Here is a 20,304-nt window from a genome sequence, read left to right as displayed (position 1 = left end):
ACCGTTCGTGGTGGCAACCGGTCAGCGCGGCGGCGAGTCGATGGTGAGCAGTTCGGAAAGACCGCTGATGGCCAGTCCGCGCATCAGCAACGGGTTGGCGATGAGACGAATGCGGTCGGCCTGGCTGTACAACACGTTGATGGCTGCGCTGTCCAGGTATTCGATCGCTGCCAGGTCGACCGTCAACGGCACACCGCCCGCGGCGGCCTCGGCTGCCGAACTCGTGAGCGCCTGCTTGAACGCATCGATATTGCTCAGGTCGATTTCCCCTGCGGCCCTGAGGATCATGTTCCCGCCGTGATGGCTGGTGTCGAGGGTCAGTGATGTCGGCACTATGCGATCCTGGCGGTCAGGTGCACGGTGGTGCCGTCGGCGTCGGATTTGATGGCGACCTCCTCCATGAGGCCACGCATCAGCGCGATGCCTCGTCCGCGTGTCGAATGGGCAACCAGCTCAGGCGTTTTCCACGAGCCGGTGTCGGCGATGGTCAAGTGGACCCGGTCGGCCATCGAGGTCGCGTTCATCCGGATGGTGCCGCCGGGGCTGTCGCGGTGACCGTGTTCGATCGAGTTGGCGACGGCCTCCCCAGCCGCGACCAGCAGGTCCATGCTGCGGTCCGGAGGCACCTTGGCCTCTGTCAGCCAGCGTCGCAGAGCCGCGCGCACGGGCGCGAGTTGGCTTGTCCGCGCCGGGAATTCGAGGTCCAGCGGGCCGGGTTGGCGGTAGAGCAGGACCACCACGTCGTCCTGATAGCCCTCACTGGGCGCGACCCCGGACATGATCTGGTTGGCCAGCTCATCCAGCGTCGCGGTCCGGCCGTCGCGAACCACCTCGGCGACGCGCGAGATTCCGGCGTCGACCCCTGCTCTGCGGCGTTCGACGAGCCCGTCGGTGTACAGCAGCAGGGTCGCGTGCGGCGGGATGGTGACGCGGGCTTCGGGGCGCGACCAATTCGGGCGCACGCCAAGGGCAATGGTGTGCCCGTCCTCGAGCATCCGGGTGGTGCCGTCGGACTCGACGATGATCGGCGGCGGGTGCCCGGCGCTGGAGTACACCAACTCACCGGTATCCGGATCGAGCACCGCGCAGACGACAGTGGTGCATCGGGCGCCGGGCAACCGGGCGGCGAAGCGGTCCATTCCCGTCAATGCGGCGCCCGGGCTCGGATCACCGAACAGCAGGGCCCGGCAGGCGCTGCGCACCTGCCCCATCACGGTGGCCGCCGCCAGGCCGTGACCGACACAATCGCCGACGATCAGCGCGATGCGCCCGTCCTCGAGGTCGACGATGTCGTACCAGTCACCGCCCACCTGGAGAGGACGGCTGGCCGCCTGATAGCGCGCCGCGAACCCGCCGGGTGGCTGCGCCGGGCCGAGGATGGCGTGCTGCAGGGCCAGCGCGGTCTCGCGCTGCTTGTCGACCTGGTGGACCCGCTGCAGACCCTGGCCGAGGCGCCCGGCCAACACCGTCAGCAGTGTCTGATCTTCGAGGGTGAACGGGCGCTGCTCGGCCAGGTCGATCCAAACCACCAGCACGCCCTCTGGATGTGCCAGTGCAATGCCGGCGGCCCCGGACGTCGAGACGTAGGGGCTGAGGTGGTCACCTTCGCGGATCTCGTCGAGCGAGCGCCGTGTCTGCGCAGGCAAGTCGGCCCAGTTCACGTCTTCGCCGACCGAAACGACATGCGGCGTGCCGTCGGACGTCTCGCCGGGGTTTCGGAAGGTGACGGCCAGTACTCGACGGGCCCGCCAGAGCCGCCGCAGTTCTTCGGCCGCCGCGTGTACCGCCTCCTCGACGGTGTCGGCTTGGGTCAGTTCCTGGTTCAGCGCATGCTCGCGACCGGCCGCCAGCGCCAGGGCGATCGCGGCGTGCCTGGCGAAATCGTTGACCAGATCCAGATAGTCGTTGCCGAATGGCGCCTGGTGGGGTTGGCGGGCGACGGCGATGACGCCGAGCGCGGTGCCGTCGGCGATCAGCGGGATGACGATGGCCGAGCGCTGGCCGACATCGGTGAACCCCTCGATCGGGTACTCGAAGGAGTCCGTGATCAGCGGCAGACCCCGCCGCGCGACACCACCGGTGGTGGAGCCGTCCATCGGCACCTGCTGGCCGATCACCTGCGAGGAGTATCGGCCCGCCGTCGCGGCAACGACCAGGGTGTCGACGTGGTCTGCGGGCAGGTCGGGTTCCTTCGGCACCAGCAGAATGGCCTGCTCGGCGTCGGCCAGTTCGAGCGCCCGATTGACGATGAGTTGTAGTGGCCCGGTCTGCGGATCGCCGGACAGCAGCGCGGTGGTGATCTCGCGACTGGCGCTGGTCCACTTGGCCGCTTCCCGTTCGCGCTGGAACAGTCGCGCGTTGTCGATGGCGGCCGCGGCGGCGGTCGCCAGGGCCCGCACGGCGCCCTCATGGGCGTCGGAGAACGCCCGGCCGGGCCGGTCGTCGGCGAGGTAGAGAGTGCCAAAGTCGGCTCCGCGCACCGTGATCGGTATTCCGAGCAGTGCCCGCAGCGGCGGGGTGCCTGCGTCGGTATGTGCACTCACATCGTCGAGGCGCAGGCCGTCGCCCACCGTCAGCTGACCGAGGCGACGGGCCGTCTCGTCGTCGATACCCGCATGCACACCGGAGACCAACGAGCCGTCGGCCGCGCGTATCCCCAGCGCCCCGTAACGGGCACCGGTCAGGTCGATCGCCGCGTTGACGATGCGCTTCAACGTCACATCGAGGTCCAGATCGGAACCGATCTCGACGATGGCCCGCACCAGTTGCTCCAACTGTTCGCGGGCGGCCCTCAACTCATCGAGTTGGTACTGCTCGCCGCGGTCGGCCTCGCTGTCCACAAAACTCCATCATCGTTGCTGGGCCCCGGTGGTGCAGGCGATTGCGTTCAAGCCTTCGCCCGCCCCGACATTCTGACCCGACAGGTTAAGTACCCACCAAGGCGCCTGCCCACCCAGATCTAGTCGGCCAACTGCACAGCGACGCCGACGGCGCCGCCCCCGACGTGGACCGCCAACACCGGGCCCATGTCGGTGACCACCAGCGACTCGAGCTGGGGCAACCGCGTCGTCAGCGCGGCACCGAGCTCGTCGGCGGCGTCGTGATTGTCGACGTGATGTACCGCGACGGCGGCCTGGCGCTCCCCGACAGCCTCCGCGACCCGATCGATCATCGCGGCGTGCGCCTTGGTCACGGTGCGGATCCGCTGATCGAGCACCAGACGTCCGTCGACGTCCAGACACAGCAGCGGTTTCAGCGACAACGCGGTGCCCAATCGCGATGCACCCTTGCTGATCCTGCCGCTGCGCCGCAGATTGTCCAGCCGGTGCACCACGACGAACACGTGTCCGCGGGACTGCGCCGAACGGGCGGCGGCTTCAACGGCATCGAGGTCGGCGCCGTTGCCTGCCGCGCGCGCCGCCGCCATCGCGACGAAGCCGACGCCCATCGCCGCCGACCGCGAGTTGACCACCCGCACCTTCGCACCGAAGTCGCGTGCGGTCTGCACCGCCGAACTGAACGTAGAAGACAGCGCGGCGGAAAGGTGAACGGCCACAACGCCGTCGCCCCCGCTGTCGGTCAGCGCGTGCCGGTAGACATCGGCGAGTTCGGCGGGCGTGGCACCCGCCGTCGTGACGCGCGGCCGGTCGTGAATGTCGTAGGGCACGTCGTCGATGCCGTCGCGCAGATCGGTTTGGTCGATCAGGACGTGTAACGGCACCTGCCGGATGTCGAACTGCTTGAGCTCATCTGGGCCCAGGCGGCATGACGAGTCGGTGACGACGATTACGGACATGAGACGCCGGCTTCGGCAAGCGCTTTCACCATCAGCTCGGCAACCCGCTGGTGTGCCTCGAAATTCCAGTGGATCCCGTCGGGGTTGCCGCGGCCGCTCATGACTTCGTCCTCGACGGCGGCTTTGAGGTCGACGAGCGGAATGTCATGCTGCCCGGCCCATTCGGTGATCGCCCTCGCAGTGCCTTCGCGGCCGTGGTGCGCCCTGCCGTAGGTGTCTGCGATGTGCACCGAAGGCAGCGATGCGACCACTGGGATGCCGGGCCGGTTGAAATCGATTGCGCCGCGGGTCATCTCCAGATACTCCATCGAGACATGCGGCGGCAGGGCGGCACGCGAGATCGGGGACAGCCGCGGCTGCACCCAACCGTAGCCGTCGCGCACCCACCGCCGCAGCCACGCGGGCCGGACATAGCGGATCATCTCGCGCAGCGCGGTGGGCAGCGGCGAGGGCAGCGAATCCATGCCGCCGGTCGCGAATATCACGGCACCCGCCCGCGGCAATGCCGCCCACGCGCGAGGATCCTGGGTGGCCGCCCACCAGACGTCGCGGCAGGTCCAGCCGATCCGTCCGATCACCTCGACATCCCAACCCAGTTGAGCGGCAACGATATTCGGCCAGATCCGCGGATCGTCGGCGGGCAGACCGCCGGCCGGTCCGTAGTAGGACAGCGAATCGCAGAAGACGAGTAGTGTTCGGCGGCTTTCGTCAGAGGACATCGTTGGCAACCTGTGCCGAGGCGTTCCAGACATCGAGTCGCCAGCGGATGTCACGCGCCTCGGCGTTGATCGCCGAGTGTCCGGACAGCTGCACCCAACTGGCGTTGCCCATCCCGCCCAGCGCGGGCCAATTGTCGACGGGCAGATCGAGCAGCGCGGCGGTCAACGCGGCGATCAGGCCACCGTGCGCGACGAGCACCACCGGACGCTCGGGATCGTCGACACCCCACTCGGTCTGCTCGGCGACCAGTTCGGTCACCAGCGGCATGCTGCGGGCGGCGACGTCGACGCGACTCTCACCGCCATGCGGCGCCCAGCGGGCGTCGTCACGCCACGCCAGCCGCGCACCGGGGGCCGCGGCGTCGACCTCGAGATGGGTCATCCCCTGCCAGTCGCCGAGATGCGTTTCGCGCAACCGGGTGTCGACGAGTACCGGCTGTCCGGACCGCTCCCCCAGCGCGACCGCGGTGTCCAGCGCCCGCCGCAGATCCGACGAGATGATCACCAGCGGTTGACGTTTCGCGAGCACTTCGGCGGCGGCGACGGCTTGGTCGCGGCCCAGATCGGACAGGTCGGTGTCGAGCTGGCCCTGCATCCGGCTGCTCGCGTTGTATCCCGTCTGACCGTGCCGCAGCATCACCAGCCGACGCACCCTCATGACGTCGCGTCCAGATCGACTGGCACCAGCGGGCAGTCACGCCACAGCCGGTCGAGCGCATAGAAATCGCGTTCGTCCTGATGCTGGATGTGCACCACGATGTCGACGTAGTCGAGCAGCGTCCACCGGCCTTCGCGGGTGCCTTCACGACGGGCCGGCTTGTAGCCCGCGAGGCGCATCTTCTCCTCGACCTCGTCGACGATCGCGTTGACCTGTCGCTCGTTGGAGGCCGACGCGATGACGAAGCAATCGGTGATCACCAGTTGACCGGACACGTCGATGACGACGACGTCCTGCGCGAGTTTGGCCGCGGCCGCCCGCGCCGCCACGCTCGCCATCTTCACGGCTTCGTCGGAGGCGCTCACGAGTTCCCGTCCTTCGTCACGGCCGGTTGCCCGGCGTAGAGCTTGCGTTTGGCCACGTACTGCACGACGCCGTCGGGCACCAGGTACCAGATCGGCCTGCCCTCTTCGGCGCGCTTGCGGCAATCGGTCGACGAGATCGCCAAAGCGGGCACTTCGACCAGGCTCAGCGCGTCGGCGGGCAGTTCCGCGAGCGCCGCCGAGATGTGTTTGCCGTCCAATTCATACCCCGGCCTGCTGACTCCGACGAACTTCGCGATCGAGAACATCTCCTCCCAGTTCTGCCACGACAGGATCGAGGCCAACGCGTCGGCGCCGGTGATGAAGTACAGGTCGGCCTCGGGGTTGAGCGCCCGCAGATCACGCAGCGTGTCCTTGGTGTAGGTGGGGCCGCCACGGTCGATGTCGACCCTGCTGACCGAAAACCGCGGATTGGACGCGGTCGCGATGACCGTCATCAGGTAGCGGTCCTCCGCGGCGGTGACGAAGCGGTGGTGCTTCTGCCAGGGCTGGCCGGTCGGCACGAACACCACCTCGTCGAGCTCGAAAAGGTCGGCCACCTCACTGGCCGCCACGAGGTGGCCGTTGTGGATGGGATCGAAGGTCCCACCCATCACCCCGAGCCGCCGTGAATTCATAAAGAGCCAGCTTACGGGAGTGCTCCGTGCGGCTCTCCGCGCGCCGAGATCGAGGTATCGGCGGATTCCTCTCGCCCTTTCGCGCCTATTTGCCGGTTTCGCCGCAGATCAGACCGGCGAGAGCCGGTGTGAGCCCAGCAGTTCGGACACCTCGAACGACGCCCGATCAGCGCGGTAGACGTCGCGGGCGTACTCCACGCACCGCCCGGAGGCGTCCTCGGTGCGTCGGGTAAGCAGCGTGCCCGCCGATCCGGCGCGCACACCGAGCTGCGAGCTGGACGCGTCGTCGAGGACGATCGATTCCAGCACCGCCGTCGAGCGGGCCAGATCGATGCCGTACCGGTTGCGCAGCACCGCCCACAGCGATCCGTCGTCGGAGACGTCGAGGATGCCCGGGGTCAGATCCGCGGGTAGGAACGTGGTCTCCAGGGCGAACGGCACATCGTCGACCGTGCGCAGCCGGTGGAAGACGTTCACCATCGCGTGCTCCTCGAGCGCCAAGGCGATCCGCACCGCGGGTGTCGCATGTTGATGCTCGGCCCACAACAGGCGAGCGGCGGGCCGATGACCGAGACGCGACACCTCCTCGGAGAAGCTGCCGATGTGAAAGCGGACGCGCGGCTCGGCGACGAACGTACCGCGGGGCGGCTTGCGGTAGACCACCCCTTCGCTTTCCAACAATGACAGCGCCTGGCGCGCGGTCATCCGGCTGACCCCATGCGCTTCGGCCAATTCGCGTTCGGACGGCAACAAAGTATGCGGTCCGAGCTGCTCAGTGGCTATGCGGTCACGCACCAGGGCGGCGATCGCGATGTAGCGCGGCGTCGCCGGAGGCCCGTGTCGTGCGGCGCGAGGCATGCTTTGCAGCTTAACCGGACCCGCCAACCAACTGGTCTAGGCCATGCCCGTTGTGAACACCTTGTGACCGGGGTTGACGATGGCCTGGGTCACACCCGATACTACGGTTCAACCACATGGTCTATACCACCGGGAGGAACGATGACCGGTCCGAATTCGTCGCCGCGGAGCGACGCCGCTGACCTGGCCAAGTTCGGCTACGAAGAATCCTTGGAGCGGCGCACCGGCAAGTTCGCCTCGTTCGCGGTGGCGTTCGCCTTCGTCTCGATCGCGACGGGCATCTTCACCACGTACGGATCGGTGCTGAACTCGTCGGGCCCGGCGGGCATCTGGACCTGGCCGATCGCCGTGATCGGACAACTCGCCGTCGCTTTCGTGCTCGGCGCCCTCGCCGCCCGCATCCCGGTGACCGGCTACCACTACCAGTGGATGTCGCGGTTGGCGAACCCGGTGCTGGGCTGGATCCTCGGCTGGATCTCGTTCACGTTCCTGGCCATCGTGGTGGTCGCGGTCGACTACACCATCGCCTCGACGATCCTGCCGGTGCTGCTGAACTATCAGGGCACCGCGACGATCGCCTGGCTGGTGACCGCGCTCGTGCTGGTGATCCAGGCGGCGTTGGTGGCGTTTTCGACGCCGTGGGCGGAGCGAGTCAACAACGCCTTCGTCTCGCTCGAACTCATCGGAATGGTGACCCTGACGGTGCTGCTGCTCGTCGTCGCCGCGGTGCGCGGCGACATGGATTTCTCGAATCTGTTCAGCAAGGGCGCCGTGCCCGCCGAAGGCTATTGGAGCTTCGGCGATCTGACCACCGCGGGCCCGTGGATGCTGGGCTTCCTGCTCGGCGCCTTCACGATTGTGGGTTTCGAGTCCGCGGCGAATCTCGCTGAGGAGACCAACGATCCGGAACGCGTTGTGCCGCGGGCGATGTGGCAGGCAGTGCTGGCGTCGGGTGTGCTCGGTTTCCTCTTCATTGTCGCGGTGACGCTGGCCGCGGGCGACCCGGTTGCCCTGGCCCAATCCGGCACGCCGATCGCCGACGTCATCGACAAGACACTGGGTTCGGCCGTCGCGACGCTTCTGCTGCTGATGGTGGTGCTGGCGATCTTCGCCTGCGGGCTGGTGATCATGATCACCGGCGTCCGCCTCACCTGGGCGATGTCGCGGGACCAACGCTTCCCCGGCTGGCAACAATGGAACCAGATCTCGCCGAAGTTCCTCACGCCGCTGAAGGCCACGGCGCTGTATGTCGTTCTCGCCGAACTGATTTTGGCTATCTTCTCGCACTCCGAGACGGCGTTGTTCACGTTGTTCGGTGCGGCTACACTGCTGCCCGCCGTCATGTACGCATCGACGGTGGCGCTGTACCTGATCAAGCGCAAGTCGCTGCCGGTCAGCGATAAGTTCAACCTCGGCGCCTGGGAGATTCCGGTGCTGGTGGTGGCCGTCGTGTGGCTGTTGTTCGAACTCGCGCTGTTCCGGGACGCGAGTTTCAAACAGGCGTGGGCGTACGTCATCGTGATGGTGGTCATCGGCGCGCTCTATCTCGGGTATCTGTTGGTCAGCCGAGGCAGGAAGGGGCTGTCCATGCCGGATATGCATTCGATCGACGCCGAACTCGAGGCGCAGGCCGCGAAGGATTGACCATGCCGCACTTCCTGGCGATCGACCAGGGCACCTCGGGCACGAAGGCCATCGTGGTCGACGACGCCGGACGGATCGTCTCGATCGCCGAAGTCGCGGTGCGACCGGATTATCTGGCGGGCGGCGGAGTCGAGCAGGACCCGGAGGCGTTGTTCGACTCCGTCGTCACCGCTGGGCGAAAAGCGCTGACAGAGGCCGGTGTTCCGGTCGCCGCGGTGGCCCTCGCGAATCAGGGCGAGACGGTACTGGCCTGGGATCGCGCCACCGGGCGTCCGCTCACCCCGGCCGTCGTGTGGCAGGACCGGCGCGCCGAGTCGGTCTGCACGCCGTTGGCCGTGTCGGCGGACACCGTCGCACAGCGCACCGGACTGGTGCTCGACCCGTATTTCTCCGCGCCCAAGATGGCGTGGATACGGGCGAACATGGCCACCGACGGCGTGGTGACCACCACCGACACGTGGCTGGTGCACCGACTCTGTGGCGCGTTCGTCACCGACGCGTCGACGGCCAGCAGGTCGCTGTTGACGACGCTGGACACCGTCTCGTGGGACGACGAGCTGCTCGGCTTGTTCGGGCTGACCGGCGAGGCGCTGCCCGAAATCGTCGGCTGCGACCAGATCGTCGGCAGCACAGAGGTTTTCGGGCCTTCGATTCCGGTTGCGGGGCTCATCGTCGACCAGCAGGCGGCGCTGCTTGCGGAGAGTTGCCTGGAACCCGGTCAGGCCAAGTGCACGTTCGGGACCGGCGCCTTCCTGCTGGCCCAACTCGGCGGGAAGCCTGCCCGGTCGGCATCGGGGCTGACCACCTCGGTGGCGTGGCGGCTACGCGACCTCACGTCGTATTGCGTCGACGGCCAGGTCTACACGGCGGCGTCCGCGGTGCGGTGGGCCGTCGACCTCGGCCTGCTGGCCGGTGCCGACGAAATCGATTCCACGGCAGCCGATTCCAGTGACGGGGTGACGTGTGTGCCCGCGCTGGCCGGCCTGGCCGCACCGTGGTGGGACTCGGCGGCCAGCGCATCCTTCACCGGGATGACGCTGAGCAGCAAGCGGGGACACCTGGTTCGCGCGCTGATGGAGGGCATTGCCGCGCAGGTGGCCGCGTTGGTCAACCTGGTCACCACCGACACGGGGCAGCCGCTGAGCCGGCTTCGGGTCGACGGTGGGCTGACCCGCTCCGCGGTGCTGATGCAGGCGCAGGCCGACCTGGCGCGGATTCCCGTCGACGTCTACCCGTCGCTGCACGCCACCGCACTGGGCGCCGCCGCGTGCGCGCGGTTGGCCCTTGACCCGGGCCTGGCCGTGGCGGACGCCGTCGGTACGTGGACGCCACAGCACTCCTACGAACCCGAGTGGTCGGCCGAGCGCGCCGCCGAATTCCTGGCGCACTGGACGCGGGCGGCCGAATCGGTTTTGGCGCAGAAGGAAACAACGACCCTATGAGCACTCCCGGCGTCTCCGACGTGGTGGTGGTTGGCGGCGGAATCGTGGGTTGCGCGATTGCCCGCGCCGTGGCAGGCACAACGCTGTCGGTGACGCTGCTGGAAGCGCGCGCCGATGTCGGCGACGGCACCAGCAAGGCAAACACCGCATTGCTGCACACCGGGTTCGACGCGACGCCCGGCACGCTCGAATCGCGTTTGGTGGCACGCGGATACGACCTGCTGGGCCGCTACGCTGAGCAGACCGGTATCCCGGTCGAGCGCACCGGCGCGGTGCTGGTGGCGTGGACCGACGAGGAACGCGATGTGCTGCCCGCCTTGAAGGACAAGGCCAAACGCAACGGCTACCGCGACTGCGAGATCGTCACCGCAGACGAGGTGTACGGGCGGGTGCCCGACCTCGGCCCCGGCGTGTTGGCGGGGCTGACCGTCCCCGGCGAGTCGATCATCTGCACCTGGACCACGAACCTCGCCCTGGCCACCGATGCGGTGCAACGCGGCGCGCGCCTGTTGCGCAACGCACGGGTGACGGGTGTGGCCGCCCGCGACGGATACACCACGCTGCAGACGACCCGTGGTGAGGCCCACGGTCGATGGGTGATCAATGCGGCGGGCCTGGGTGCCGACCATCTCGACGCGGAGTTCGGGCATCACCGCTTCACCGTGACGCCGCGGCGCGGTGAACTGCTGGTGTTCGACAAACTGAGCAGGCCGATGGTGCCGCTGATCGTATTGGCCGTGCCGTCGTCGCGGGGCAAGGGCGTGCTGGTCAGCCCGACCATCTACGGCAACGTGATGGTGGGGCCGACCTCGGAAAACCTCGAAGACCGCACTGCCACAGGCACTTCCGAAGAAGGGTTCGACTTCCTGCTCAGCAAGGGGCGCGCGCTGATGCCGTCGCTGTTCGACGAGGAGATCACAGCGGCGTATGCCGGGCTGCGGGCGGCGATCGACCGCGACGACTACCTGATCGACGTCGACGCCGCGGCGCGCTACGTGCTGGTCGGTGGGATCCGCTCCACCGGCCTCACGTCGGGCATGGCGATCGCCGAGCATGTGCTCGGCCTGCTCGGCGACGCCGGGCTCGACGTCACCGAGCGTGCGGATCTCCCTGCGCCGCCGCGGATGCCGAACATCGGCGAAGTCGGGGTGCGTCCGTATCAGGACTCCGCGCGCATCGCCGACGACCCCGAATACGGCCGCATCGTCTGCTTCTGCGAACGCGTCAGCGCGGGTGAGATCCGCGACGCGTTCCAATCCCCCATTCCCCCAGCCGATCTAGATGGGCTGCGGCGCCGCACCCGGGTGATGAACGGCCGCTGCCAAGGCTTCTACTGCGGTGCGCGGACAAGTGAACTGCTGGCCACTGGAGGTGACCCCCGATGAGCGATGTTGCGGTCGCGATCGTCGGCGGCGGGCCGTCCGGGCTGACGGCCGCGGCGGCGCTGGCGCCGCACGCCGACGGCGAGGTCCTCGTAATCGAACGCGAAGCAGAAACCGGCGGAATACCGCGCCACAGCGACCATCCCGGCTACGGGATGCGCGATCTGCGGCGCTTCATATCCGGCCCGGCATACGCGCGCAGGCTGACAGGAATGGCCAAGGACGCCGGCGCAGTGCTGGAGACCGAGGCGATGGTCACCGGATGGGCGGGCGAGCGCACGTTGCAAATCACCTCGCCGCGCGGCGTGCGAACCGTCACGGCCGACGCGGTGATCCTGGCCACTGGCGCGCGGGAGCGGCCGCGGCCCGCGCGTCTGGTCCCCGGCGACCGCCCCGACGGGGTGTACACCACCGGTCAGTTGCAGAACCTCGTGCATGTGCACCACGCCAAGGTGGGCACCCGGGCTTTGATCGTCGGCGCCGAACTGGTGAGTTGGTCGGCGGTGTTGACGTTGCGCGACGCCGGCTGCGCCACCGTCGCGATGGTGAGCGCGTACCCGAAGGCCGAGGCCTACACGGCTTTTCGGCTGCCGGGCCGGTTGCTGATGGCCGGGCCGGTGCTCACCTCCAGTCGGCTGGTCGGCATTCACGGTAAGGACCGGGTGCACGGCGCGATCGTCGAGGACGTCGTCACCGGTCAGCGGACCACGATCGCCTGCGACACCGTCGTCTTCACCGGAGACTGGATCCCCGACCACGAACTGGCCCGCACCGGCGGGCTCGCGATGGATGCAGGGACATGCGGCCCGCTCGTGGATGCCGGCCTGCGCACGAGCCACCCGGGGGTGTTCGCGGTCGGCAACCTGCTGCATCCGGTGGACACCGCAGACGGCGCCGCCCTGGATGGGCGCCATGTCGCGACAGCGGTGCGACAATGGCTTCGGCATCGTGACGAGCCCGCCAAGGCTGTCCGGGTGCGCGTCGCCCCACCATTCAGATGGGTTGCGCCACAGCTCGTTTCACCCGACGGCGGCGTCGCCGCGCGTGGCGACCTGTTGTTGTGGACAGACGAGTACCGCAGGTTGCCGAAGCTGGTCGCGGTGCAGGACGGCCGGGTCATCGGGAGCAAACGCACGCCGTGGCCCGCCGCGCCCGGGCGTGTCTACCGGGCGCCGTGGTCGCTGGTGGCCAATGCCGACCACGACGGCGGTGACGTCACGGTGTCCTTCGCTTAGACCGGCAGCAGCGCGTCGATCACCGAGGCCAACTGCTTGGCCGACCGGCACTCGTGCATGGTGATGACGTCCTGGTACCGCGGCACCGCCGAATCGCCGCTGCCCCACAGATGCTTGGGCTCGGGGTTGAGCCAGTGCGCATGCCTGCTGGCGTTGACCATGTGGGCCAGCAGATCGGTCTCCGGGTTGCGGTAGTTGTTGCGCCCGTCGCCGAGCACCAACAACGAACTGCGCGGCGACAACACGTTCGGCCACTTCTCCATGAAGGACACGAACGCGTGACCGTAGTCGGAGTGCCCGTCGCGGGTGTACACCCCCGCCTCGCGGGTGATGCGCTGCACCGCCACGGCCAGATCGGCGTCCGGGCCGAACAACTCGGTGACCTCATCGGTGGTGTCGATGAACGCGAAAACCCGCACCCGCGAGAATTGCTGGCGCAGCGCGTGGACAAGCATCAGCGTGAAATGGCTGAAGCCGGCCACCGATCCCGATACATCGCACAACACCACGAGTTCAGGGCGGGCCGGATGCGGCTTCTTGAGCACGACGTCGATGGGCACGCCGCCGGTAGACATCGACTTGCGCAGCGTCTTGCGCATGTCGATCTCCCCCGCGCGGGCCCGACGCCGCCGTGCGGCCAGCCGGGTCGCCAGAGTACGCGCCAGCGGCTGCACCACCCGACGCATGTTGCGCAGCTGTTCGCCTGAGGCGCGAAGGAATTCGACGTTCTCGGCGAGCTGCGGCACACCGTACATCTGCACATGGTCGCGGCCAAGCTGCTCGGCGGTGCGGCGCTTGGTCTCCGCCTCGACCATCTTGCGCAGCTGCGCGATGCGTTGTGCGGCAAGTGCTTTGGCGATCTGCTCCTGCGACGGCGTCGGCTCGTCGCCGTAGGGTGCCAGCAGGCCCGCGAGCAGCCTGCCCTCGAGGTCGTCCAGGCTCATCGCCTTGAGCGCCTGATACGACGAGTACGACGGGCCTCGGCTGGACTGGTAGCGTCCGTATGCCTCGACGATCTGTGCGATCATCGCCGCCAACCGCTCGTCCATGTTGGCCAGATCGGCGTTCTCGCTGAGGATGTCGACCAGCGCGGCGCGCAGCGCCTCGATGTCCTCCGGCGGCAGGCCCTGGCCGTCGTCTGTATCCTCGTCGTCGTCCTCGAGCACCGTCTTGGCGCCCAACGCCGCAGGGAAGTAAAGGTCGAACACCGCGTCATAGGTGTCGCGGTGGTCGGATCGCCGCAGCACCGCGCACGCGAAGCCCTCGCGCAACGCCTCCCGGTCACCGAGGCCCAGCACGGATAGCACGCGTCCCGCGTCGACGGTCTCCGACGGCCCGACCGAAATCCCTTGTTTGCGTAGCGCTTCGACGAATTCCACCAGGTGGCCGGGGATTCCGTGGGGCGCCAGCGGCTGAGGTGGGCGGACGCGGCGGGCGGCCATCAGTTCAGCCTCAGCTCCCCGGCCGCCTTCACTTGGTCGGACTGGTGTTTGAGCACCACACCCAGCGTTGCCGCGATCACCTCGTCGTCGATGGTGTCCATGCCCAGTGCCAGCACCGTGCGGCCCCAGTCGATGGTCTCGGCCACCGACGGCAGCTTCTTGAGTTGCATGCCGCGCAGCACGCCGATGATCTTGACGAGTTCGGCGGCCAGATGCTCCGGTAACTCGGGCACCCGCGACAGCAGGATGCGGCGCTCGAGGTCGGGATCGGGGAAGTCGATGTGCAGGAACAGGCATCGGCGCTTGAGCGCTTCGGACAGTTCCCGGGTGGCGTTTGAGGTCAGCACCACCAGCGGTGCGCGCTCGGCGGTGATGGTGCCGAGTTCCGGCACGGTGACCGCGAAGTCGGAGAGCACCTCCAGCAGCAGGCCCTCGATCTCGATGTCGGCCTTGTCGGTCTCGTCGATCAGCAGCACGGTGGGCTCCGTGCGCCGGATGGCGGTGAGCAGCGGTCGGGACAGCAGGAACTCCTCGCTGAACACGTCCATCTTGGTCTGGTCCCAGTCGCCGCCGGCCGAGCCGGCAGTCGAACTCTGCCCCGCTTGGATGCGCAGGATCTGCTTGGCGTGGTTCCACTCGTAGAGAGCGCGCGCTTCGTCGACACCCTCGTAGCACTGCAGCCGGACCAGCCCGGAACCGGTGGCCTGCGCGACGGCGCGCGCCAGTTCGGTCTTGCCGACGCCTGCCGGACCCTCGACGAGCAGCGGCTTGCCCAGCCGATCGGCGAGGAAAACCGCTGTGGCGGTGGCGGTGTCGGGCAGATAGCCGGTTTCAGCCAGCCGCCGCGCGACATCGTCGATGTCGGCGAACAGCGGCGCCGGGCGCGCAGGGACGCTCACATGTGCTCCTTAAGCCGGGCGGGTGTGGCCGTCTCCCCACACAATCCACTTGGTTGACGTCAATTCGGGCAGACCCATCGGTCCGCGGGCATGCAGCTTCTGGGTCGAGATGCCGATCTCGGCGCCGAACCCGAACTGCTCACCGTCGGTGAAGGCCGTCGACGCGTTCACCATCACGGCGGCGGCATCGACCCGCTCGCTGAACCGTTGCGCCGCAGCCAGATTGGTCGCGACGATGGCCTCCGTGTGGCCGGTGCCGTACTCGTTGATGTGATCGATCGCGGCGTCCACACCGTCGACCACCGCCAGCGCGATGTCCATCGACAGGAATTCGGCGCGCAGTTCCTCCTCCGACGGATCGGTGTGCACGGTGACATCGGCGTCCTGCAGCGCCTTGGTCAGCCGCGGCACCGCGTGGTCGGCGATGGCCTTGTCGATCAGCAGCGACTCGGCGGCGTTGCAGACACTCACCCGACGGGTCTTGGCGTTCAGCAGAATCCGCTCGGCCACGTCGAGGTCGGCCGATTCGTGAACGTACACATGGCAATTGCCGACGCCGGTCTCGATGGTCGGCACCATCGCGTCGCGCACCACCGCATCGATCAGGCCGGCTCCGCCGCGCGGGATCACCACGTCGACCAGGCCCCGTGCCTGGATCAGATGCGTCACGCTGGTACGGTCTTCGCTCGGAAGCAACTGCACCGCATCGGGGTTGCGGTTCTCCAGCTCCAGCGCATCGCGAAGCGCCTTCACCAGTGCAGCATTCGAGCGCGCCGCCGACGAACTACCGCGCAGCAGCACCGCGTTACCCGACTTCAACGTCAACCCGAACGCGTCGACGGTCACGTTGGGCCTGCCCTCGTAGACGATGCCGACCACGCCCAGCGGCACGCGCTGCTGACGCAGCTGCAGACCGTTGGGCAGGGTGCGGCCGCGCAGCACCTCACCGATCGGATCGGGTAGACCCGCCACCTGACGCAGGCCCGAGGCGATGCCGTCGATTCGATTCGGGTTCAGCGCGAGCCGGTCGAGCATCGCGTCAGGGGTTCCCGCCGCCTTTGCCGCGGCCAGATCCTCGGCGTTGGCGTTCAGGATGGAGCCCGCGTCGCGCAGCAGATTGTCGGCCGCCGCGTGCAACGCGCAATTCTTCGTCTCGGTACTCAGCGTGGCCAACGCGCGGGCGGCGACGCGGGCCCGACGCGCCGCGGCGTGCACCTGCTCACGCAGGTCGGAGACCGCTGGTGCCTGCACACTCATCGACCCAGCGTATCGGACATGCCGGAACCGCTCGACAGGTGTCAGGTCGACCGGGCTGGGCTAGCGTTGAGGCTTATGGTGACGCGGGTCTGTGTCGTGGGCAGTGTCAACGCCGATCTCACCTTCACCGTGGATACGTTGCCGCGCCCGGGCCAGACCGTGCTCGCGTCGTCGCTGTCGCCGGCACCGGGCGGCAAGGGCGGTAACCAAGCGGTCGCGGCGGCGCGAGCGGGCGCGACCGTGCAGCTCGTGGCGGCGCTCGGCGCGGACGCCGCGGCCGACCAGTTGCGCGCCCACCTCCGCGACAACGAGGTGGGGTTGGACGGCGTGATCACCGTGCCGGGTCCGAGCGGGTCTGCGGCGATCATCGTCGACTCGGCGGCCGAGAACATGATCGTGGTGGCGCCCGGCGCCAACGCGCATCTGACAGTGACCTCCCCCGACGCGCGCGCGGTCATCGCCGACAGCGACGTGGTGCTGCTGCAACTGGAGATCCCGATCGCGACGGCCATCGCGGCCGCCGGTGTCGCGCGGGCGGCCGACGCGGTGGTGATGCTCAACGCGTCGCCGGCAGGCGCCCGACCCCACCAGCTGCTGGCGCTGTCCGAACTCGCCGACGTGGTCGTCGTCAACGAGGCCGAGGCGCGTGAATGGCATTGGCCGGTACCGCATTTGGTGATCACCCGCGGCGCGCGCGGGGCCAGCTACCTCGGTGACGACGAGCGGTTCGACGTGCCAACGCCTGCTGTCGAGGCCGTCGACACCACCGGCGCAGGCGACGTGTTCGCCGGCGTGTTGGCCGCCGGATGGCGGGACGGGCACGAGGGTGCGCTGCGCCGGGCCTGCGCGGCAGGCGCCCTCTCGACGCTGGTGCCGGGTGCGGGTGATTGCGCGCCCTACGCGGAGGCCATCGACGACGCAGTAGCCGACAGAGAAAGGCAGTTATGACGTCAACCACGCCGCGTCCACCGGAGGGCGACTGGCTCGGCACGCCGTATCTGCACTTCACCCGCGAGGGGCCGGTCGGGGTGTGCACGCTGGATCGCCCGCAGGCCCGCAACGCGATGACGCCCGCGATGTACTTCGGCATCCGGTACGCCGTCCGGCACGTCGACGCCGATCCCGACCTGGCGGGGCTGCTGATCACCGGCACCGGCGACGTGTTCGCGCCAGGCGGCGACATGGGCGGCGGCGACGGTTCGGACAACTGGCTGACGTTCGGGTCGGCGCTCGGCATGGACGCCACGCCGTTCGAGACGCTGCGGCAGTCGGTGAAGCCGGTGGTGAGTGCGGTCAACGGATTGTGCCAGGGCGGCGGACTGCAGATCGCGCTGTGCAGCGACATGGCCGTGGTCAGCGACCGCGCGACGTTCCGCGTGCCCGAACTGTTCCGCGGCATCGCCGACACCTACTACAGCCAGATGCTGGCCCGGCTGATCGGCCCGGTGCGGACCCGCGACCTGATGTTCACCGGTCGGACGCTGACCGCCGCCGAGGCGCAGGAGTGGGGCATGGTCGCGCGGGTGGTGCCGCACGACTCGCTGCTCGACGAAGCCCGCGAGGTGCTCGGCCAGTGCTGCCGGACGGCGCCCGCGGCGCGCAGCGTGGTGAAGTCCAGCCTCGACAACTACATGGGGTTGTTCGACCGCATCGGCATGCAGGCCAGCTATTCGTCGCCCGAGGCGTTGGAAGGCTTCCGCGCGTTCAAGGAGCGCCGCTCCCCCGACTGGGTGCACCCGGACCTGCGCATCGACGGCCGCCTCTAGAGCGATTTCGGTGTGTCTGGTCGCGCCCAGCGCTACCCATCACACCGAAATCGCCGAGAAATAGTACAGATTTTGCTGTACTATTGGGCTCATGCAGACTGCGACGCGCATCGACGCCCTCGCCCGGTTCGGCTACGCGCTCTCAGACACGACTCGCACCAGAATCTTGCTGACGCTGCGCGACGGTCCCGGCTATCCGTCCGAGTTGGCCGAGCAGATCGGGGTGTCGAGGCAGATCCTGTCCAACCACCTGACCTGTCTGCGTGGCTGCGGGCTGGTGGTGGCCCAGCCTGAGGGACGCCGCACCCGCTACGAGTTGGCCGATTCCCGGATCGTGCACGCGCTCGACGACCTCGTCGGTCTGGTGCTCGCCGTCGACCCGAACTGCTGCTCGTGAGACTCGACGTGCGGCGCGCGACGCTGCGACGGCGGATCCGATTACTGGTCGCTGCCACCATCACCTACAACGTGCTCGAAGCGGTGATCGCGATGGCCGAGGGCACGCGCGTGTCCTCGTCGGCGTTGATCGGATTCGGTCTGGACTCGGTCGTCGAGGTGTCTTCGGCGGCGGCGGTCGCCTGGCAGTTCTCGGCCAAGGACCCCGAGACCCGAGAGAAGGCCGCGTTGCGGTTCATCGCGTTGTCGTTCTTCGCGCTCGCCGCCTACGTCGCCGTCGACGCGGTGCTGACGCTGTTCGGCGTCAGCGAGGCTCGGCCGTCGCTGGTCGGCATCGTTCTCGCTGCGGCCAGCCTGGTCGTCATGCCGGTGCTGTCGTTGGCGCAACGCCGCGCCGGCCAGGAGTTCGGATCGGTGTCGGCAGTTGCGGATTCGAAGCAGACGCTGCTGTGCACCTACCTGTCCGCCATCCTGCTGGCGGGTCTGCTGTTGAACAGCCTGTTCGGCTGGTCGTGGGCCGATCCTGTCGCTGCACTGGGCATCGCCGCGATCGCGGTGCGCGAAGGCATCAACGCGAAACGAGGTGACCCATGCTGCCATTGATCTCGCTACTCCTGTTCGCGGTATTCGCGACGCTCGGATTCGGTTGGCGCAGTTGGGAACAGCGACGCCGCACCGGATCGACGGGCTTCAAGGGTGTCAGCGGCAGCCCGGGCTCGGCTCGGTGGCGCCGGTCACCGCGCTGAGCGCACCGTGGCTCCGGGTGGCAGGCATCGCGATCGCGCTGATCGGCATCGCTGCAACGGTGTACGCGCAATTGGACATGGGCGATTCGTGGCGTATCGGCGTGGATCCCGGCGAGACGACCACGCTGGTGCGCTCCGGTGTGTTCGGTGTGGTGCGCAATCCGATCTTCACCGCGATGATCGTGTTCGGCGCCGGAATCGCTTTGATCACACCGAATCCGGCGGCGATCGCAGGGTTCGTGGTGTTGACGGCGACGATCGAGTTGCAGGTGCGCGTCGTCGAGGAGCCGCACCTGCTGTCCAAGCACGGCGACGCCTACCGCGACTATCTGGCAAACGTCGGCCGCTTCGTTCCCGGGGTTGGCCGCGTCTAGACTGCCGGGCATGCCGTTGCTAGGAAAGCTGCTCCGCCGGTTCCGCGCGAGTGAGGCCCGCAGTCCGCTGTCCAGACCGGAGTATTCCGGTGGCGCCGCGATCGAGGTCACCAGTCCGGCGTTCACCGACGGCGCCGCGATCCCGCAGAAGCACGCGGGAAAAGGCGTCGGTGACAACGTATCCCCGGCGCTGCAGTGGACCGGCGTGCCCGCCGACGCCAAGCAGTTGGTGCTGATCATGGACGATTTGGACGTGCCGATGCCCAAACCGCTGATGCACACCATCGCGGTGCTCGAGCCGGATCTCGGCGGGCTCGCAGAAGGTGAGTTGAAGCCCGGCACCGCCGGCGTGCGACTCGTCAAGGCCTTCGGTGACACTTACGTCGGCCCGCGACCGATTCCCGGTCACGGGCCGCACCACTATCGGTTCTCGGTGTTCGCGCTCGACCATCGGATCGGCGACGACGTCGCCGACCACAACGCATTGCTGTCGGCGATGACGGGTCACGTCGTCGCGCGCGGCGCGCTGACGGGCACCTACGAACGCTGATCGCCGGCGCGCTAGCGTGGGTCAGGTGGCACGCAAGTAGATGAACAGCAAGCAGGAAGCGGGCTGGCTCTGGACGCCGTTGGTCGACAGTCGGAGTGCTTGCGGGTTCGGCACTGGGCTGGGTCGGCTACACCAGAGCG

The 20,304-nt window shown here is 68.2% G+C and carries 20 protein-coding genes and 1 pseudogene; 10 read left to right on the top strand and 11 right to left on the bottom strand.

The window, feature by feature from the left end; translation table 11 throughout:
* Positions 1 to 21: 21 nt before the first annotated feature.
* The 8 genes from A5724_RS20675 to A5724_RS20640 all read right to left on the bottom strand — a co-directional run bounded on the left by A5724_RS20675 (position 22) and on the right by A5724_RS20640 (position 7,031).
* Positions 22 to 333, bottom strand: coding sequence for an STAS domain-containing protein (locus tag A5724_RS20675; RefSeq protein WP_067806305.1), 312 nt, complete (start codon positions 331 to 333; stop codon positions 22 to 24).
* Positions 333 to 2,840, bottom strand: coding sequence for a SpoIIE family protein phosphatase (locus tag A5724_RS20670; RefSeq protein WP_067806303.1), 2,508 nt, complete (start codon positions 2,838 to 2,840; stop codon positions 333 to 335). Before A5724_RS20670 ends, A5724_RS20675 begins: the two co-directional genes overlap by 1 nt.
* Before the next feature lie 119 nt (positions 2,841 to 2,959).
* Positions 2,960 to 3,796, bottom strand: coding sequence for a DegV family protein (locus A5724_RS20665; protein ID WP_067806290.1), 837 nt, complete (start codon positions 3,794 to 3,796; stop codon positions 2,960 to 2,962).
* Positions 3,787 to 4,515: a diglucosylglycerate octanoyltransferase gene (gene octT / locus A5724_RS20660; RefSeq protein WP_067806287.1), complete on the bottom strand. Its 729-nt coding sequence runs from the start codon at positions 4,513 to 4,515 to the stop codon at positions 3,787 to 3,789. The genes A5724_RS20665 and octT overlap by 10 nt, the downstream gene beginning before the upstream one ends.
* Positions 4,505 to 5,173 (bottom strand): glucosyl-3-phosphoglycerate phosphatase, encoded by a 669-nt coding sequence (gene gpgP / locus A5724_RS20655; RefSeq protein WP_067806281.1) that lies wholly within the window; start codon positions 5,171 to 5,173, stop codon positions 4,505 to 4,507. The genes octT and gpgP overlap by 11 nt, the downstream gene beginning before the upstream one ends.
* The gene (rsfS, locus tag A5724_RS20650; protein ID WP_067806278.1) at positions 5,170 to 5,538 is read right to left on the bottom strand and encodes a ribosome silencing factor; all 369 of its coding nucleotides are present in this window, start codon (positions 5,536 to 5,538) and stop codon (positions 5,170 to 5,172) included. The genes gpgP and rsfS overlap by 4 nt, the downstream gene beginning before the upstream one ends.
* Complete coding sequence (gene nadD / locus A5724_RS20645; protein ID WP_082965163.1) at positions 5,535 to 6,173, bottom strand: nicotinate-nucleotide adenylyltransferase; 639 nt, start codon at positions 6,171 to 6,173, stop codon at positions 5,535 to 5,537. The genes rsfS and nadD overlap by 4 nt, the downstream gene beginning before the upstream one ends.
* A gap of 108 nt (positions 6,174 to 6,281) precedes the next feature.
* Positions 6,282 to 7,031 (bottom strand): GntR family transcriptional regulator, encoded by a 750-nt coding sequence (locus A5724_RS20640; protein ID WP_067806270.1) that lies wholly within the window; start codon positions 7,029 to 7,031, stop codon positions 6,282 to 6,284.
* Positions 7,032 to 7,172: 141 nt separating this feature from the next.
* Here A5724_RS20640 and A5724_RS20635 point away from each other — a divergent pair, with 141 nt between their 5' ends.
* The 4 genes from A5724_RS20635 to A5724_RS20620 are packed head-to-tail and all read left to right on the top strand — an operon-like array spanning position 7,173 to position 12,734.
* Positions 7,173 to 8,675, top strand: a complete 1,503-nt coding sequence (locus A5724_RS20635) for an amino acid permease (RefSeq protein ID WP_067806268.1) — start codon at positions 7,173 to 7,175, stop codon at positions 8,673 to 8,675.
* A gap of 2 nt (positions 8,676 to 8,677) precedes the next feature.
* Positions 8,678 to 10,117, top strand: a complete 1,440-nt coding sequence (locus A5724_RS20630) for an FGGY family carbohydrate kinase (protein WP_067806266.1) — start codon at positions 8,678 to 8,680, stop codon at positions 10,115 to 10,117.
* Positions 10,114 to 11,502 (top strand): NAD(P)/FAD-dependent oxidoreductase, encoded by a 1,389-nt coding sequence (locus A5724_RS20625; protein ID WP_067806264.1) that lies wholly within the window; start codon positions 10,114 to 10,116, stop codon positions 11,500 to 11,502. The genes A5724_RS20630 and A5724_RS20625 overlap by 4 nt, the downstream gene beginning before the upstream one ends.
* The gene (locus A5724_RS20620; protein WP_067806261.1) at positions 11,499 to 12,734 is read left to right on the top strand and encodes an NAD(P)/FAD-dependent oxidoreductase; all 1,236 of its coding nucleotides are present in this window, start codon (positions 11,499 to 11,501) and stop codon (positions 12,732 to 12,734) included. The genes A5724_RS20625 and A5724_RS20620 overlap by 4 nt, the downstream gene beginning before the upstream one ends.
* On the opposite strand, the gene A5724_RS20615 is transcribed toward A5724_RS20620, so the two are convergent.
* The 3 genes from A5724_RS20615 to A5724_RS20605 are packed head-to-tail and all read right to left on the bottom strand — an operon-like array spanning position 12,731 to position 16,332.
* A complete protein-coding gene (locus tag A5724_RS20615; RefSeq protein ID WP_067806259.1) occupies positions 12,731 to 14,176 on the bottom strand; it encodes a VWA domain-containing protein in 1,446 nt (481 codons plus the stop codon). The genes A5724_RS20620 and A5724_RS20615 overlap by 4 nt on opposite strands.
* Positions 14,176 to 15,075: a MoxR family ATPase gene (locus tag A5724_RS20610; protein WP_067806256.1), complete on the bottom strand. Its 900-nt coding sequence runs from the start codon at positions 15,073 to 15,075 to the stop codon at positions 14,176 to 14,178. The genes A5724_RS20615 and A5724_RS20610 overlap by 1 nt, the downstream gene beginning before the upstream one ends.
* Before the next feature lie 9 nt (positions 15,076 to 15,084).
* Positions 15,085 to 16,332, bottom strand: coding sequence for a glutamate-5-semialdehyde dehydrogenase (locus A5724_RS20605; protein ID WP_067806254.1), 1,248 nt, complete (start codon positions 16,330 to 16,332; stop codon positions 15,085 to 15,087).
* A gap of 75 nt (positions 16,333 to 16,407) precedes the next feature.
* Between A5724_RS20605 and A5724_RS20600 the strand changes: the two genes are divergently transcribed.
* From A5724_RS20600 to A5724_RS20575, 6 genes and pseudogenes are all read left to right on the top strand, one after another.
* Complete coding sequence (locus A5724_RS20600; RefSeq protein WP_067806250.1) at positions 16,408 to 17,280, top strand: ribokinase; 873 nt, start codon at positions 16,408 to 16,410, stop codon at positions 17,278 to 17,280.
* Positions 17,277 to 18,098 (top strand): enoyl-CoA hydratase/isomerase family protein, encoded by an 822-nt coding sequence (locus A5724_RS20595; RefSeq protein ID WP_067806247.1) that lies wholly within the window; start codon positions 17,277 to 17,279, stop codon positions 18,096 to 18,098. The genes A5724_RS20600 and A5724_RS20595 overlap by 4 nt, the downstream gene beginning before the upstream one ends.
* A 91-nt stretch (positions 18,099 to 18,189) precedes the next feature.
* Positions 18,190 to 18,495: a helix-turn-helix transcriptional regulator gene (locus A5724_RS20590; RefSeq protein WP_067806244.1), complete on the top strand. Its 306-nt coding sequence runs from the start codon at positions 18,190 to 18,192 to the stop codon at positions 18,493 to 18,495.
* Positions 18,492 to 19,097 carry a cation transporter gene (locus A5724_RS20585; RefSeq protein ID WP_156752379.1) on the top strand — a complete coding sequence of 202 codons (606 nt, stop codon included), beginning with the start codon at positions 18,492 to 18,494 and terminating at the stop codon, positions 19,095 to 19,097. The genes A5724_RS20590 and A5724_RS20585 overlap by 4 nt, the downstream gene beginning before the upstream one ends.
* Positions 19,085 to 19,614, top strand: a pseudogene (locus tag A5724_RS20580) (isoprenylcysteine carboxylmethyltransferase family protein). Before A5724_RS20585 ends, A5724_RS20580 begins: the two are co-directional and overlap by 13 nt.
* A 10-nt stretch (positions 19,615 to 19,624) precedes the next feature.
* Positions 19,625 to 20,164: a YbhB/YbcL family Raf kinase inhibitor-like protein gene (locus A5724_RS20575; RefSeq protein WP_067806238.1), complete on the top strand. Its 540-nt coding sequence runs from the start codon at positions 19,625 to 19,627 to the stop codon at positions 20,162 to 20,164.
* The last annotated feature ends 140 nt before the right edge of the window (positions 20,165 to 20,304 follow it).

The sequence above is a fragment of the Mycobacterium sp. ACS1612 genome (genome assembly GCF_001667505.1).
GTDB lineage: Bacteria > Actinomycetota > Actinomycetes > Mycobacteriales > Mycobacteriaceae > Mycobacterium.
Note: the sequence above shows the minus strand (reverse complement) of the source record. Positions and strands in the feature narration are given on the sequence as shown.

Excerpts from the sequence above, each read along its gene's own strand:
- A5724_RS20605 (WP_067806254.1), bottom strand. The coding sequence starts at position 16,332 with ATGAGTGTGCAGGCACCAGCGGTCTCCGACCTGCGTGAGCAGGTGCAC.
- A5724_RS20635 (WP_067806268.1), top strand. The coding sequence starts at position 7,173 with ATGACCGGTCCGAATTCGTCGCCGCGGAGCGACGCCGCTGACCTGGCC.
- nadD (WP_082965163.1), bottom strand. The coding sequence starts at position 6,173 with ATGAATTCACGGCGGCTCGGGGTGATGGGTGGGACCTTCGATCCCATC.
- A5724_RS20625 (WP_067806264.1), top strand. The coding sequence starts at position 10,114 with ATGAGCACTCCCGGCGTCTCCGACGTGGTGGTGGTTGGCGGCGGAATC.
- octT (WP_067806287.1), bottom strand. The coding sequence starts at position 4,515 with ATGTCCTCTGACGAAAGCCGCCGAACACTACTCGTCTTCTGCGATTCG.
- A5724_RS20590 (WP_067806244.1), top strand. The coding sequence starts at position 18,190 with ATGCAGACTGCGACGCGCATCGACGCCCTCGCCCGGTTCGGCTACGCG.
- A5724_RS20665 (WP_067806290.1), bottom strand. The coding sequence starts at position 3,796 with ATGTCCGTAATCGTCGTCACCGACTCGTCATGCCGCCTGGGCCCAGAT.
- gpgP (WP_067806281.1), bottom strand. The coding sequence starts at position 5,173 with ATGAGGGTGCGTCGGCTGGTGATGCTGCGGCACGGTCAGACGGGATAC.
- A5724_RS20600 (WP_067806250.1), top strand. The coding sequence starts at position 16,408 with ATGGTGACGCGGGTCTGTGTCGTGGGCAGTGTCAACGCCGATCTCACC.
- A5724_RS20630 (WP_067806266.1), top strand. The coding sequence starts at position 8,678 with ATGCCGCACTTCCTGGCGATCGACCAGGGCACCTCGGGCACGAAGGCC.
- A5724_RS20620 (WP_067806261.1), top strand. The coding sequence starts at position 11,499 with ATGAGCGATGTTGCGGTCGCGATCGTCGGCGGCGGGCCGTCCGGGCTG.
- A5724_RS20575 (WP_067806238.1), top strand. The coding sequence starts at position 19,625 with ATGCCGTTGCTAGGAAAGCTGCTCCGCCGGTTCCGCGCGAGTGAGGCC.
- A5724_RS20615 (WP_067806259.1), bottom strand. The coding sequence starts at position 14,176 with ATGGCCGCCCGCCGCGTCCGCCCACCTCAGCCGCTGGCGCCCCACGGA.
- A5724_RS20595 (WP_067806247.1), top strand. The coding sequence starts at position 17,277 with ATGACGTCAACCACGCCGCGTCCACCGGAGGGCGACTGGCTCGGCACG.
- A5724_RS20640 (WP_067806270.1), bottom strand. The coding sequence starts at position 7,031 with ATGCCTCGCGCCGCACGACACGGGCCTCCGGCGACGCCGCGCTACATC.